The 14967-nt window shown below is 44.4% G+C and carries 12 protein-coding genes and 1 riboswitch; of the genes, 10 read left to right on the top strand and 2 right to left on the bottom strand.

Features of this window, described 5'->3' with window-relative positions; genetic code table 11:
- Window positions 1–127 precede the first annotated feature (127 nt).
- Window positions 128–1024, bottom strand: a complete 897-nt coding sequence (locus ACDZ28_RS30615) for a rhodanese-related sulfurtransferase (protein WP_076120668.1) — start codon at window positions 1022–1024, stop codon at window positions 128–130.
- A gap of 532 nt (window positions 1025–1556) precedes the next feature.
- Here ACDZ28_RS30615 and ACDZ28_RS30610 point away from each other — a divergent pair.
- From ACDZ28_RS30610 to metE, 8 genes are all read left to right on the top strand, one after another.
- Window positions 1557–2351, top strand: coding sequence for a TIGR00266 family protein (locus tag ACDZ28_RS30610; RefSeq protein WP_375103536.1), 795 nt, complete (start codon window positions 1557–1559; stop codon window positions 2349–2351).
- Between the two features lie 880 nt (window positions 2352–3231).
- Window positions 3232–3933, top strand: a complete 702-nt coding sequence (locus ACDZ28_RS30605) for a response regulator transcription factor (protein ID WP_375103535.1) — start codon at window positions 3232–3234, stop codon at window positions 3931–3933.
- Window positions 3930–4928: a sensor histidine kinase gene (locus ACDZ28_RS30600; protein WP_042129934.1), complete on the top strand. Its 999-nt coding sequence runs from the start codon at window positions 3930–3932 to the stop codon at window positions 4926–4928. Before ACDZ28_RS30605 ends, ACDZ28_RS30600 begins: the two co-directional genes overlap by 4 nt.
- A gap of 85 nt (window positions 4929–5013) precedes the next feature.
- Window positions 5014–5784, top strand: a complete 771-nt coding sequence (locus ACDZ28_RS30595; protein ID WP_375103534.1) for an ABC transporter ATP-binding protein — start codon at window positions 5014–5016, stop codon at window positions 5782–5784.
- A complete protein-coding gene (locus tag ACDZ28_RS30590; RefSeq protein WP_339287491.1) occupies window positions 5759–7708 on the top strand; it encodes an FtsX-like permease family protein in 1950 nt (649 codons plus the stop codon). Before ACDZ28_RS30595 ends, ACDZ28_RS30590 begins: the two co-directional genes overlap by 26 nt.
- Window positions 7709–7725: 17 nt before the next feature.
- Window positions 7726–8349 (top strand): DedA family protein, encoded by a 624-nt coding sequence (locus tag ACDZ28_RS30585; protein WP_042129929.1) that lies wholly within the window; start codon window positions 7726–7728, stop codon window positions 8347–8349.
- A gap of 49 nt (window positions 8350–8398) precedes the next feature.
- The gene (locus ACDZ28_RS30580; protein ID WP_076120660.1) at window positions 8399–9259 is read left to right on the top strand and encodes an undecaprenyl-diphosphate phosphatase; all 861 of its coding nucleotides are present in this window, start codon (window positions 8399–8401) and stop codon (window positions 9257–9259) included.
- A 193-nt stretch (window positions 9260–9452) separates the two neighbouring features.
- A riboswitch (cobalamin riboswitch) is annotated at window positions 9453–9659 on the top strand.
- Between the two features lie 130 nt (window positions 9660–9789).
- Window positions 9790–12108, top strand: a complete 2319-nt coding sequence (metE, locus tag ACDZ28_RS30575; protein ID WP_375105439.1) for a 5-methyltetrahydropteroyltriglutamate--homocysteine S-methyltransferase — start codon at window positions 9790–9792, stop codon at window positions 12106–12108.
- A gap of 141 nt (window positions 12109–12249) precedes the next feature.
- Here metE and ACDZ28_RS30570 read toward each other — a convergent pair whose 3' ends face one another.
- Entirely contained in the window at window positions 12250–12402 is a 153-nt protein-coding gene (locus ACDZ28_RS30570; RefSeq protein WP_076120659.1) for a DUF1540 domain-containing protein, read from the bottom strand.
- A gap of 371 nt (window positions 12403–12773) precedes the next feature.
- Here ACDZ28_RS30570 and ACDZ28_RS30565 point away from each other — a divergent pair, with 371 nt between their 5' ends.
- Window positions 12774–13550, top strand: a complete 777-nt coding sequence (locus ACDZ28_RS30565; protein WP_339287489.1) for a hypothetical protein — start codon at window positions 12774–12776, stop codon at window positions 13548–13550.
- A gap of 237 nt (window positions 13551–13787) precedes the next feature.
- A complete protein-coding gene (locus ACDZ28_RS30560; protein WP_076120657.1) occupies window positions 13788–14909 on the top strand; it encodes a DUF4349 domain-containing protein in 1122 nt (373 codons plus the stop codon).
- Window positions 14910–14967: the final 58 nt, after the last annotated feature.

Raw genomic sequence — 14967 nt, 5'->3', positions numbered from 1 at the left:
TTTCGCTCATAACAAAAGGTGGCGTACAGTGAAAATCCTGTACGCCACCTTTTAGTTAATTTAAGACTCTTATGTGCTCATCTTTGAATCGTGTAGAGACATTTGCGACCAGCTTGCCCCTTTTATTTCAGCCCACAGCATTCGTGATAGCTTCGCATTCGTCCGAGCAATGACCACTATGCTGTGTTTCACAGTCCTCACAGCAAATATGCTGTAGATGGCAAGCATCGTTGGCGCAGTTGATGAATTGGTCAGCTGGCTGACCGCAGTGATGGCAACGACCAACAACGATATCCTCGTCGGTATGATTAATCTGTACGGAGATCCGCTCATCGAAGACATAACATTTTCCATCAAACAGTTGGCCCTGTACCTCAGGGTCTTTACCATAAGTTACTATGCCGCCATCCAGCTGGTACACCTGCTGGAAGCCTTCCTTCATCATAAACCCGCTTAATTTCTCGCAGCGGATTCCGCCGGTACAGTAGGTCAGGATTGGTTTATCTTTTAGCTCGCTCATATTCTCGCGAATCCAGTCTGGGAATTCTTTGAAGCTGTCTACTTCAGGGCGAATCGAACCGCGGAAATGACCAAGATCGAATTCGTAGCCGGTACGACCATCCAGAATTACCACATCATCGCGCTGCATCATTTCATAGAAATCTTTAGGCGCCAGATGCTCTCCGGTGATCACGTTAGGGTCCAGTTCATCCTCGACCCGGAACGTCACGAGTTCCTTTTTATAACGAACGAAGATCTTTTTGAAGGCATGACCATCAGCCTCATCGATCTTGAAGACGATATCGCTAAACAGCGGATTTGCGCGCAAATCCTTCATGTATTGCTCGGTTTGGGCAATCGTTCCGGACAGTGTCCCGTTGATGCCCTCATCTGAGATGAGAATTCGTCCTTTTACGTCAAGCTCTTTGCAGTAAGCCAAATGCTCCTGAGCGAATTGTTCTGCATCCGGCACTTTTACAAATTTATAGTATAGCAGAATTGCATATTCCGATTGTGGTTTCATTCTTTTCACCTTTATCATTAGAATTAGACTACTAAATAAACGTTTAAGTATAAAAAGTATTGTAACATATTATCAAGACTTGAAAAAGATACTCTTGAATTGGTAATGGTTAAAACTTGGATATTAATAAGAAAAACAGCGTAATGAATATGTCTGAATCATCATGCATATGGGGGATTAATCTGCGAAGTGGCGGCGCGAGTGGATGAGCTGATATTTTGTCGCTGCTGATCAGTGGATGTGGGAGTTAAAGTAGGTACTGTATTCATCATGTTGGATGTAGCCGTTTTGGCGTGATTACTCTTTTATATGCCTGTTAAAGAAACAATTTATGCGTGATGGCGGCTGGTATAAACTGTATTTTTCGGGGATACTACGATTTAGGTCAGCCAGAATTTTGGTTGACTTTTTTGCTGGGTATAGGCGAATAACATGGGTAGTCATGATTGGCGAAACCGTGAATCACAACGCACGTATTAATTTTCATTCGAAGAGTCACATCGTGACTTTAATAATAAGGAGGAACTGCGGGATGAGTGCTCACGAGATTGATTATGTCATTATGGGCGAGGAAATTCAGTGTGTGGAGGTACAGCTTGACCCCGGAGAGAGTGTAGTTGCCGAAGCTGGAAGCTTCATGATGATGGATCAGGAAATTACGATGGAGACGATTTTTGGTGATGGTAGTGGGGGGACGCGCGGAAGCGGACTGATGGGTAAGCTGATGGGTGCGGGCAAGCGTCTGTTGACAGGGGAAAGCTTGTTCATGACCGTATTCACACATAGCGGTTCTTATGGACGAAAAAGTGTCACCTTTGCTGCTCCATATCCAGGAAAAATCATCCCGCTCGATCTTCAGCAATACGCTGGAAAAGTGATCTGTCAAAAGGATTCATTCCTCTGTGCGGCGAAGGGTGTCTCGATCGGTATTGAATTTCAGCGCAAGCTGGGCACAGGCTTTTTTGGTGGAGAAGGCTTTATTATGCAAAAGCTGGAGGGCGACGGTCTTGCATTCGTACACTCTGGCGGCTACGTTATGGAACGCACACTACAGCCGGGAGAGACGCTCAAGCTGGACACAGGTTGTCTTGTCGCTATGACGTCTTCCGTGGATTATAATATTGAGTTTGTTAAAGGTGTCAAAACAGCGCTATTCGGCGGAGAGGGCCTGTTCTTCGCCACACTGCGCGGACCCGGCAAGGTGTGGGTGCAGTCACTGCCATTCAGCCGTATGGCTGACCGCATTCTGTCCGCAGCCGGTAACAGTGGACGCAAAGAAGAAGGCAGCGTACTTGGGGGACTTGGTAATCTGCTGGATGGCAGATAGGTTTGGGCGAGGGTGATGGGGAGAATGATGCCCTAGATTAGTGCGACTTGGCCCAAAAGGGGCGAAAGAGGAGTATAAATCCCCTAGATTCGTGCGACTTGGCCCAAATGGGGCAAAAGAGGTGCATAAATCCCCTAGATTCGTCTGAATTGGCCCAAATGGGGCGAAAGAGGAGTATAAATCCCCTAGATTCGTCTGAATTGGCCCGAATGGAGCAAAAGAGGTGCATAAATCCCCTAGATTCGTCTGACTTGGCCCGAATGGGGTGAAAGAGGAGTATAAATCCCCTAGATTTATGCGAATTAGCTCATATGGGGCAAAAGAGGAGTATAAATCCCCCAGATTAGTGCGACTTGGCCCAAATGGGGCGAAAGAGGTGTATAAATCCCCTAGATTAGTGCGAATTGGCCCGAATGGGGAGAAAGAGGTGTATAAATCCCCTAGATTTGCAGGATATGAGCAAATCCAGCCTCCAAATCGAGCTAACCTAACACCCTTAACGTTCCGGTTCAGTTTCCTTCAATAAACCATTGGTTACTTATGTTCGATGTGATATCGCCGTTTGATGTTTTTATTATCGACTTTGCGATGCCCACTGCTACTGTATCTGCAACTAACTATATAGTGAGACCCGTGAATGATTATGTTCATTCACGGGTCTTTTTTTAGAGATTGGACTTGGGATAGTTTAAGTCATAACCATTAAATACCAGCCTTGCGTTACGCATGACGATCTGCCTCCCGTTACGCATGAAGTCTGCCTCGCTTTACGCATGACGATTTGTCGCACAATCCCCTAACGATTTGACTAACCCTCTCCACGATGTATATATTATTTGGCAAACCCCTATATTGTTAAGGCTGTGACCGGAGGCATGATATGTTCAAAATATTTATTATAGAAGATGACCGTGGACTGGTGGCTCTGCTACAGGATTATTTACATAAATTTGGATATGAGACACAGGCGGTGAATGATTTCGAATGGGTTCGCACTCAGTTTGAAGCGTTCGCTCCGCACCTGGTTCTATTAGATGTTAATTTGCCAAAATACGATGGGTATTACTGGTGCCGTCAGATTCGCGGGATTTCCACTTGTCCTATCCTTTTTATATCTGCCCGTGACGGCAAAATGGATCAGGTGATGGCGCTGGAGAACGGAGCGGACGATTATATCACAAAGCCTTTTGATTATGAAATTGCGATGGCCAAAATCAAAAGCCAGCTACGACGCGCCTACGGCACTTACGCGGGAAGCAACAATGATCGTGCCCTAACCGTTGCCGGAATGACGCTGGATGTGGAGCGACTAATTCTTACTCGAGGAGAAGTCAAGGTGGACTTAAGCCACACCGAAGCCAAAATACTAGATGAGCTAATGCAAAAGTCGGGAACCATCGTTACCCGCGACAGACTGCTCGAGAAAATCTGGGATGATCAAGCTTTCGTAGATGAGAATACACTTAATGTCTATGTCACTCGTGTACGTAAAAAGCTTGCCGCTCTAGAGATTACGGACGGCCTACAAACCGTTCGAGGCCAAGGCTACCGCTTGATTTCGAACTGGGGGGATGAGGAATGAAGCTATTTTTGCGGGAGCAGATCCCATTAATTATAGTCTACCTAGCGCAGCTCATCTTGATCACACTAGTCTATCGGCTGGATGGAGGCAGTGGTGTGAGCGTAAGTCTGTACGCAGCTCTTCTCAGCACTTGTCTGCTGCTTGGCTACCTCGCTTATCGGTATATCAGCAATCGTACATTCTATGAACGGCTGGAGACAGTTCCCTCCTCTCTAGATGAAGCCGGCGGCCCTACTCAGGATTCTCCGCTTGCCGTGAGTTTACGAGGACTACTAGGATCACAATTCCGCCTCTACAAAAATGATTTACACAGCTACCGCCACAAGCTGGAAGAACATATTCATTTTATTAATCAGTGGGTGCATGGGATGAAGACACCCTTGTCTGTCATCCATTTGATGATCCAAGATAAGGACGGACCGCCTTTTACAGCAATAGGTGATGAACTGGATCGTCTGAAAAAAGGACTGGATACCGTACTTTATACGGCTCGGCTAGATACTTTTGAGCATGACTTTTATGTGGAACGTTTGGATTTGGAAACCCTAGTACGTGGTGTAACCTCAGAGCAGAAACGTCTGTTCATACGTAACCGTATATTTCCTACTATTAAAATAGAAGAGCGAATCACCGTAACCTCAGATGAGAAATGGTTAAGTTTTGTGCTGACACAGATCATTACAAATGCGATACGTTATACGACGGAAGTCGGCAAACATGTTTATTTCCATGGGTACATACAAGAGGAAAAGAGAGCAGTACTGGAGATACGAGATGAAGGGGTTGGCATACCGGCAGGTGATCTGCCGCGTGTGTTTGATCCTTATTTTACAGGTGTAAATGGACGAACCTTTCAAGAATCCACGGGGATGGGTCTATATCTTGTGAAACAGATCTGCGGAAAGCTTGGTCACGAGGTGAGCATTTGCTCAGAAGAAGGTAAGGGCACGACCGTGCGGATAGTGTTTAGGGAGTCCTACCTTACAAATATGTAAGGTCATTGTAAGTTAGAGAAATGGCAGCCTGTGTATACACTTTGTATAATGAAGGCAATCCAGTCGAAAGAAGGAGAGGTAACACTTGCCCATTCTAGATGTTCATAATTTATCAAAAATATATGAGGGTAAAGTGTCCACTCAGGCATTGAATCATATCCGCTTTTCTGTTGAAAAAGGGGAGTTCGTTGGCGTAATGGGACCTTCGGGGAGTGGGAAAACAACACTGCTCAACACGATCGCCACCATCGACCAGCCGACCTCCGGTCAGATTCTGATCAACGGCCGAGATCCCAATCTGCTTAACAGACAAGAAAAGGCACTCTTTCGGCGCCATGAGCTTGGTTTCGTCTTTCAGCATTTCAATCTGCTGGATACGCTCACTGTAGAGGAGAACATTGTACTGCCTCTCACGCTTGCTGGTGTCCGTGTAACGGAAATGGAGAGCAGGCTGAAAGAAGTAGCAAGCATGCTGGACATTGAGCATTTGCTGCAAAAAAGAACCTACGAGATTTCAGGTGGACAAATGCAGCGGACCGCCATCGCCCGGGCGATGATTCATCGTCCTGCACTGATTTTAGCAGATGAGCCTACAGGGAATTTGGATTCCAAAGCTTCAGGCGAAGTCATGAATATGCTGACAGAGGTGAATAAGGAAGAAGGGGCAACCGTGCTGATGGTCACACATGACGCAGTGGCCGCGAGCTTTTGTAACCGAGTCATCTTTATTAAAGACGGACGTTTCTATAGTGAAATGTACAGGGGAAGCAGTAGAGGCGCTTTCTTCCAAAGTATTATTGATATGTTGTCTCTGCTTGGGGGAACTAGCCATGACCTTTCGGCAATTCGCTTATAGAAATGTTACACGTAACAAGCGTAAATATGCGGCTTATTTTGTCGTCAGCGCTTTTTCAGTGATGATCTTTTTTGTGTGCGCTTTGTTTATCTATCATCCGGATATTTCTAAGAGTTTGGTTTATAGTACGGCGGCTCATACAATGATGGCGGCGGAAGCCATTATTTATGTGTTTTGCTCCTTGTTTGTTCTCGTATCGGTCGGATCGTTTCTACAGTCACGTAAGATGGAATTTGGGATTTTATTGATGCATGGAATGACGAAGAAACAGCTAAACACGATGGTGTTTTTGGAAAATATGATGATCGGCACCTCAGCCATCCTAACAGGTACTTTACTAGGGTTGATTCTGGGTAAGTTGTTTTTGATGATCGGATCTACTTTTCTAGGGATACCTCTTTTAACGTTTCATCTTCCTTGGCAGGCACTAGTACTTACGATATGCAGCTTTGCACTGTTATTTATGTTAATCTCACTGAGCACCTTCGCCTTTATAGGGAATGAATCGCTAATGCGGCTGTTTCAGGGAGAGCGAAAAGCAGATGAGGAACCAAAGGTATCCCTCGTGTTATCTATGATCTCTGCTGTATTACTGCTACTGGGTTATTATTTGGCTGCTACTGCAAAAGCGGCTTCGGTTGAAAAGGTGATGTTTCCCGTAGTTGTGATTACGGTGGCAGGAACTTATCTCTTTTATACGCAGCTTAGTATTTATGTTGTTAAATTGCTTAAGACGATTCGGCGCTTGTATTGGAACCATACCAATATGATTACATTATCGGGTTTGTCCTACCGCTGGAAAGAGAATGCCCGAATGTTTTTTATGGTGACAATTGTGTCCGCAGTATCTTTTACTTCAGTAGGGGTATTCGCATCGATCCATACGCTTTCCAGAGAGCTGAAATTGGATTATCCGGCAGCTGTTGGTTATGTAGCCAAAGGCGATCAGACACCGGTACTTTTTGAACAGCATTTGGAAGAAATTAAAGATGAGCTTACAACGCTCGCCTTACCTTATGAGACACTTAGTATTCCTATCAAATACGCAGAGGTGGAATCTCAGACTGGGCCTGATCGCACGTTAAGGCTTCCCTTGATTGCTTACAGTGATTATAAGCTTGCTCTGCTTCGTGCAGGGTTTACGACAGATGAGCGCCCTCTTAGTGGAGATGAAGGACTGGTGATGATCGGTTCGCAACGAGATCGGAGTCTGACAGCGGGTAGAGCGAAGCAGGTCTACACCCTGAAGCAAGGTCTTTCCATTCGTGAAACGGGGTATACCCAGCATGTTCCGATAGCCGAATATCTGTTGCCGGAGCTTGATGGAAGGGATGGAGGAGACTTCAGCGGAGTTGTGATCAGCGATGAGCTATACAAGGCTATTGATCCCGTACAGACTGATTTGTATACAGGATTTTATATGGATGACTTCCCGCGAACGGTTGGTATAGCGGCGGATCTTGCCCATAAAGGCAAACGATCCTATGAAAGTAACTCTCCATACGCGATTGTGGTTAGCGGCACGCTGTTTGAAATACAGAGAACACTGTATAACACGATGCTATTTGCTTCTTTACTGGTGGGTACTGTCTTTTTCATTGCAGCAGGCAGCTTCCTTTACTTCCGGCTATACACAGATCTAGATCATGATCGTCATCAATATTCTACATTGTCCAAAATGGGACTTACAGATCAAGAGCTAAACCGAATTGTAACGATTCAATTGTCGTTGTTGTTTTTTGTGCCAGTTGGGGTTGCTATTTTGCATAGTGTGTTTGCCTTTATTGCGCTTCAGCGGTTGTTCTACTTATCAATTGCTGTGGAGACAGGGGCTGTATTGATGGGCTATTTGGCTGTCCAGGGACTTTACTTCTTTTTTATTCGCAGCCGTTATTTACGCAACTTGAAGAAGAACTTGATTTGAATAATGGGGGTTACGAAATGCAAGCATGGATTACAGAGTTTATGGAGCAGTTTGGTTATTTCGGTATTTTCCTGATGCTCGCTTTTGAAAATATTTTTCCACCGATTCCTTCCGAAGTGATCCTTCCTTTTGGCGGATTCATGACAACCACAACGAATTTAACCATCCCTGGTGTAATTATTGCTGCTACGCTTGGTTCTTTGCTGGGTGCAGTGATTCTATATTATATCGGTCGTTTGCTGGATGTAAATCGGTTGGAAAAGATCGTTGAACGCTGGGGCGGTCTACTCCGAATCAGCAAAAAAGACATTCACAAGGCTGACGCTTGGTTTGATAAATATGGCTATTGGACCGTATTATTTTGTCGGATGGTTCCACTAGTGCGTAGTTTGATTTCGATACCGGCAGGGATGTCCGGTATGAAATTTGGCGTGTTTATGATCTTCACAACGATTGGTACATTGGGATGGAATCTACTGCTTGTGCTTATTGGCGCAGCATTGGGTGAGAACTGGGAAGACATTGCCATGTATATGGATATGTACTCCAACGTAGTGTACGTACTTATTGCTGGGGGATTAGCAGTTTTGGGGTATTTGTACTTCCGCAAGCGTAGTCGGAAAATGAACACCGAAGGTTGAACGAAGAAGGACTTATAGATAAAAGTTATGATTAAAAGGAGGAGAACAAATGGAGCTATTATCGATTATTAAAGCTATTATTTTGGGGATTGTTGAAGGATTGACCGAGTTTGCTCCGGTATCCTCCACAGGTCATATGATTATTGTTGATGATATGTGGTTAAAATCGACAGAGTTATTTGGGCAATATACAGCCAATACTTTCAAAGTGGTTATACAACTGGGGTCAATCTTAGCAGTTGTTGTTATTTTTAGAAATAGGTTCATTGAACTGTTGGGCTTAAAGCGTTTCAGTCGTAAACAGTTGGACCCTGTAACTGAAGAACAACCACCGCTCGAAAAGGGTGGACATCTTAAACTTACACAGGTGCTTGTAGGTTTAGTTCCGGCAGGTGTGCTGGGCGTTCTGTTTAATGATTATATTGATGAGCATTTATTCTCTACATCCACCGTGTTAATCGGTCTAGTAGTTGGTGCGGTATTAATGATTATTGCGGATCTATTTGGACCCAAGAAGATCCAAACAGAGAGTGTCGATCAGATTACATATAAGCAGGCACTAGGTGTTGGTCTTGTCCAATGCTTCTCGTTATGGCCAGGATTTTCACGTTCCGGGTCTACGATTTCCGGTGGTGTCCTTCTTGGTATGAGTCATCGTGCTGCTGCTGATTTCACATTTATTATGGCTGTTCCAATCATGGCAGGGGCCAGTCTCCTCTCACTAATGAAGAATTGGCAATATTTCACCATCGATGCCCTGCCGTTCTTCATTGCAGGCTTTATCAGTGCTTTTGTATTTGCGCTGTTATCGATGCGATTCTTCCTGAAATTGATCAATCGGATTAAGCTTTTACCATTTGCTATATACCGGATAATACTTGCCGCTGTAGTATATTTCGTGTTTTTCTAAATCCGTTATAAGGAATCGATATAACAGAAGCCCCCGTCATCTATTGCAGATGACGGGGGCTTTCACGTATGATGACATCAGATTAAGACACTCAGTTTATTAATTATATGGATAAAGTAAAAGTTTCACTTTACCCTTATAATTCTCGCATAAACGCTTACCGTCCATAAAAGGACGCCGAAGGCGTTTTAGCTTGATAATATCGGAGACAGGTGCTTGCCGGGAATTAGTAATTCGGTAGGCTTAATAGGGAAATTCGGTTTGAAGCCGATGCGGTCCCGCCACTGTAACGGAAGAGTCCATAGCAACATACGTCACTGGCAATTTACTACTGCTGGGAAGACTGCTAAGGATGCTGACACCGCTAGCCAGGAGACCTGCCTGTTTCAACAGCACTGCTTCACCTACGGAGGATAGGAAGGTGTTAGACGTGAACCATAGGTATATTATGGGCGTCTTTCCCTTTGACTTTTTTAGGGAAGGGCGCTCTTTTTAATAGGGATGTTATGGTTTCAAGCCAAAATAAGAAGATGGAGAAGGGGAGCTGCAAAGTGACGAACAAAGTAAAAGTAAGTAATCTTGGCTATCCAAGAATCGGAAAAAACCGCGAGTGGAAGAAAACGTTGGAAGCCTTCTGGGCAGGTAAAATAAATGAGGAAGAGTTCCGTACTGAAATGGCAGGTATTCAACTTCAGCATTTGAAGACTCAGCAGGAGGCAGGCATTGAGTTAATTCCGGTAAATGATTTTACATTCTATGATCATGTGTTGGATACGGCTGTAATGTTCGGGATCGTACCTCCGCGTTATGCGTATGATGGTGGCGACATTGGGCTTGATCTTTATTTTGCGATGGCTAGAGGGAACGCTGAGGCTACCGCCTGCGAGATGACGAAATGGTTCAACACGAACTATCACTATATCGTTCCAGAGATCGGTGCACAAACGCCGCGCCTGACGGAGAATAAACCACTGGAAGCATACCGTTTCGCCAAGTCCCAAGCGGGAATTGAGGGGAAACCTGTGGTTTTAGGCCTTTATACCTTCCTTAAGCTGTCAAAAGGTTTTGCATCTGCGGATATTGCGAAGATTGCCGCTCGGTTTCTTCCGGTTTACGTTCAGCTATTGCAGGAACTGAAGCAAGAAGGAGTAAGCTGGGTACAAATCGATGAACCAGCGATTGTTACAGGAATAAATGAATCAGAACTACCATTACTTAACTCGATTTACACAGAAATTGCTGAATCCGTGCCTGGATTAAATATTATTCTGCAGACTTACTTTGAAGCTGCTGAACCATTGGAGGCATTGTTCAAGCTTCCGGTACAAGGTTTAGGTCTTGATTTTGTCCATGATGGCGGAACGAATCTGGCATCGATTGAGCGCCTTGGCTGGCCTGAGGATAAGTGGCTGGGAGCGGGTATTATTGACGGACGCAACATCTGGCGCTCGGATCTGGATGCTAAGCTACAGCTAATCGAGAAGCTGAGTGTACATGTACCACTTGATCGTCTTATTCTACAACCTTCTTGCAGTTTGCTGCATGTTCCGGTTACTGTTCAGGGTGAGGTGAAGCTGAAGGCAACCGTCAAGGCTGCATTAGCTTTTGCTGATGAGAAGCTTAAAGAGCTTGGCCTGCTTGCTGCAGCCTTAGAGGGTACTGGAGAAGCTACTGCTGCGCTGACAGTCAGCCGCGAAGCTCTTGCAGCCTTCCGTGCACTTCCCGAACGCGGCCGTAAGGATGTAGCAGAGCAAGTTCTCGGACTTGCAGATTTACCAGACCAACGCAGTCTGCCTTTTGCAGAGCGCCTTAAGGTGCAACAGGAGAAATGGCAGCTACCACTTCTGCCAACGACAACGATCGGAAGCTTTCCACAGACCGTAGAAGTGCGCCAGGCAAGGTTGAAATGGCGTAAAGGTGTATGGAATCAGGAGCGGTATGACGGGTTCGTTCGTGAGCAGATTGCAGATGCAATCACCTTCCAAGAAAAGCTGGGTCTGGATGTACTCGTGCACGGTGAGTTCGAAAGAACCGATATGGTGGAGTTTTTCGGGGAGAAGCTGGACGGGTACTTATTTACCAGTAATGGCTGGGTTCAATCCTACGGATCCCGCTGCGTTAAGCCACCGGTTATTTATGCGGATATAGCTTTTATTGAGCCAATGACTGTTAAAGAAAGTGTCTATGCTCAGTCTTTAACTTCCCTTCCTGTTAAAGGCATGTTGACAGGTCCGGTCACGATTCTCAATTGGTCTTTCGTACGTGATGATCTTAGTCGGGAAGAAGTAGCCAATCAAATTGCCTTAGCACTCCGCCATGAAGTGAAAGCTTTGGAGGATGCAGGCATAGAGATGATTCAAGTAGATGAACCTGCTATCCGTGAAGGACTTCCTTTGAAAGCTGAAGATCGTGAGGGATACTTAAATTGGGCGGTGAAGTCGTTCCGTATCGCGACAAATCATGTGAAGGCTACAACGCAAATTCATACTCATATGTGCTATAGCGAATTCAATGACATGATTGATTCCATTTCAGCAATGGATGCGGACGTCATCTCTATTGAGACTTCCCGTAGCCATGGGGAACTGATCGTCAGCTTTGAGGAGCAGGAATATGATAAAGGAATCGGTCTTGGTGTGTATGACATCCATAGTCCACGGGTTCCTGCTGTAGAAGAAATGACAGCTAATATTGATCGTGCTTTGCGGGTGCTGGACCCAGAACAGTTCTGGATTAATCCGGATTGCGGTCTTAAGACACGCGGCTGGCAGGAGACAGAGGATGCACTGCGTAACATGGTAAGAGCAGCCGCTATTGCAAGAGAAAAGGCAGGAGTTACTGCCTCCTAATAGCGAAAGAGGAAAGCAATAAATTTTTGCCGGGGAACTTCTCCCTGGCTTTTTATTTCAGCCACTTGATAATAATTCTCATTCTTGATAGAATGAGAAAAGAAAAGAAGGAACCGTGGAGGGTCCCTTCAAATCATCACCTTATTTGCTTTCGAAAGTTTTACAATCTGTCTCTTCTGCACGTGTAGGTTCTTGGGAGCTGTGGAAAGCTACAAAGATAGAATCAGCACTGCATTTGTTCTCTTCTGCCCAGTGGGTGCAGGAGTTAACTTCGCAAATTACGTCTTTTGCCATGAGGGTTCACCTCCCCTTGGTGTGATAGACAGCATCATGAAATGAACTGCTCTGTTCAGCAAGGTGGAGCTTGTCCGAACAGAACCATGCCGCGCCCTCATTCATTATGAATAGAGGGTATTTGGTATTTTCTGTTTGATTAGACGTGGTAATTGTATCAAATAAAACGTATGTAAGCAAATGGGTTAATCAATAACGGAAGTACGACAAACTTATACAAATAAATATAAAAAAACACAAAAGACATCTCTTGCTTACAAGTCTAAAAATAGAAAATAATCCTAAATATCTATATTATTACAAAAATATTCTGTTAATATTTTCAGTGGAGAACGGCCGATCCTAATCTGAAATATTGGAGGATAAAGATATTGAAAAAGTTCTTATTATTCCCTTTTGCCCTAATGTTCATTTTGTGCTTACCGTTTTATGCAGGTGCAGAAGGTTTACATAATGACGAAGCTCCTCAAAATAGTGAATCAGATATCATAAAAGTCTATAAAGCCTCAGATATGGGATTGTCAGAAATTTCAGTAGAAGAGTACAATGACATTCTTGCGCAAGGACAAGCTGTAGAGGCTGCTAACGAGGGGCTGTTGGCAAGTGTACCTCTGTTCAAAACGGATTCTTCCTTTGCAAGTGCCCCTGCTATTGCACCTAGAGATGCTTACCAAACTACGATCTACTCCTATCAACAAAATGGTTATGTCTCCTATGTTACTAGAAGTGGTTTGACTAGAAGAATCTCTCAGCCTGTATATAACAGTGCTTCTGTAAATTCATTGTTAAACATTAGCTATTCAGTATCTCAAGGCTATATTGCGAATACAAGCTTTGGTGTAACCGCAAAACAAACAGCTGTAAGTGCTGGTATTACAGGTGGCTCATCATGGTCCATTACTTATGGTGGCAGTAACACGACAACTGCATCAGTGAATCCGTACAACTATGCTTGGATGGAATACACACCTATTATGAATAACTCATTTGGTGTAATCACAGAGAAGAATTATGTTAATGTTCAGGGTTCTTCAGTTCTTGTAAGTACTAATAGTTATGATGTTGATATTTACACGGCGAGATTATTAAGCGGATCGCTACCAGATGGCGTGTATGTCATTAAACAAAGTGCTTCTAACCCAGGTTGATTTTGGCACGAAATATAATAGCTTTAAACTATAAGAGTCGCAGAAATGCGGCTTTTGTTCTGTTTAGAGAGCATAACTCAAAAGAAACTGTTTTTCGTTCCATTTTTAAGTGCAACCTTCCAAGTTTTGGAACGTCATAGTATAGAGGGACGGAAGAGATCTGCTTAGAACAAGACATTCCGTAACGATATTATGATCCGTGCAAGCGGTATCTATTACATTTTTGGAGGAATGAGAATGCGCAAATGGGGTCTGCATTACTTATGTTTATTAATTCTTGCGGTGGTCTTGGCGGGATGTGGCTCAGCGGATAGGAATTCAGCGGCAGATAGTTCGGCAAAAGAAAATGGTAGTATGAGTAACAATGCAGCAGCAGAGGTACAAACGCAAAGCTCGATGGCCTCATCTGCGGACCAGAGTACCGCGGCAGCTCCTGAGACAGAAACAGGTGGCGGCGAGAACTTGGCTGTAAAGGGATCCACACCAGACAATACAGTTCAAGCAAGTGCAGGATTTACTGGTAGTGATGTAGTAGCGGGCTTGAACAAGAAGCTGATCTATAAAGCCAATCTTAACATGGAAGTAGAAGACTATGGAAAAGCACAGACTGAAATACGTAATTTAGTAACCATGGCAAATGGATATATTATTGAGTTTAATGAAAATATGTCGCAGTACGAGCAAGGTGGGACGTTTATCCTTAAGGTGCCTGCCTCCGGATTCTCCCCTTTTCTGAATAAATTAGAACAAGTAAAACACGAATCTCTACAGCGCAGCATTCAAGGACAAGATGTCTCTGAAGAGTATGTTGATCTGGAGTCGCGTTTGAAGGCCAAGCAGTTAATGGAAGCACAATATACAGAGTTTATGAAAAAAGCAACGAAATCCACGGATCTGGTCGCCTTCGCGAACGAGCTTGGTTCGATTCAGGAAACCATTGAGCAGATTAAAGGTAGAATGAGATATATTAATCAGAATGTATCATTCTCTACAGTAGAACTGAGAGTGTATCAGACGGATGAAAGCATTGCTGTCAAAGAGAAGGAAGAGCAAGGACCGTTACTGGAACGTGCTTCAGATGCTCTAAAAGGAAGCTTGAATGCACTATCTGTTATGTTTCAGTGGATTGTCGTTATCCTTGCAGGAGCGTTACCGATACTAATTGGAGTAGCCATTATCCTAGCTGTCGTTCTAGTTTCCCGCAAAAATATTCGCGAGCGTCGGGAGCAGCAGACCGAGAGGATGCGTCAACGAAATAAGGAGCTGAACAGAGAGCAAATCATTCCTGCGGCAAAAGAGATCAAGGAGGCAGCTTCAGAAGATGATCTGAAGGCTAATAAGGACTCAGAGAAAGAGTAGGCGCTATGAAATTAAAAAGCCCTCAATCCAAGGTAGGGACTGACCCCCGTTTGTGAGA

This window comes from Paenibacillus sp. RS8 (genome assembly GCF_041956825.1).
In the GTDB taxonomy this organism is placed as follows: domain Bacteria; phylum Bacillota; class Bacilli; order Paenibacillales; family Paenibacillaceae; genus Paenibacillus_AQ.
This window is presented reverse-complemented; position numbering and strand designations above follow the sequence as displayed.

What these genes read in the sequence shown, in the direction of transcription:
- ACDZ28_RS30615 (WP_076120668.1), bottom strand. Translation starts at nt 1,024, where the DNA reads ATGAAACCACAATCGGAATATGCAATTCTGCTATACTATAAATTTGTA.
- ACDZ28_RS30610 (WP_375103536.1), top strand. Translation starts at nt 1,557, where the DNA reads ATGAGTGCTCACGAGATTGATTATGTCATTATGGGCGAGGAAATTCAG.
- ACDZ28_RS30605 (WP_375103535.1), top strand. Translation starts at nt 3,232, where the DNA reads ATGTTCAAAATATTTATTATAGAAGATGACCGTGGACTGGTGGCTCTG.
- ACDZ28_RS30600 (WP_042129934.1), top strand. Translation starts at nt 3,930, where the DNA reads ATGAAGCTATTTTTGCGGGAGCAGATCCCATTAATTATAGTCTACCTA.
- ACDZ28_RS30590 (WP_339287491.1), top strand. Translation starts at nt 5,759, where the DNA reads ATGACCTTTCGGCAATTCGCTTATAGAAATGTTACACGTAACAAGCGT.
- ACDZ28_RS30585 (WP_042129929.1), top strand. Translation starts at nt 7,726, where the DNA reads ATGCAAGCATGGATTACAGAGTTTATGGAGCAGTTTGGTTATTTCGGT.
- ACDZ28_RS30580 (WP_076120660.1), top strand. Translation starts at nt 8,399, where the DNA reads ATGGAGCTATTATCGATTATTAAAGCTATTATTTTGGGGATTGTTGAA.
- metE (WP_375105439.1), top strand. Translation starts at nt 9,790, where the DNA reads ATGGAGAAGGGGAGCTGCAAAGTGACGAACAAAGTAAAAGTAAGTAAT.
- ACDZ28_RS30570 (WP_076120659.1), bottom strand. Translation starts at nt 12,402, where the DNA reads ATGGCAAAAGACGTAATTTGCGAAGTTAACTCCTGCACCCACTGGGCA.
- ACDZ28_RS30560 (WP_076120657.1), top strand. Translation starts at nt 13,788, where the DNA reads ATGCGCAAATGGGGTCTGCATTACTTATGTTTATTAATTCTTGCGGTG.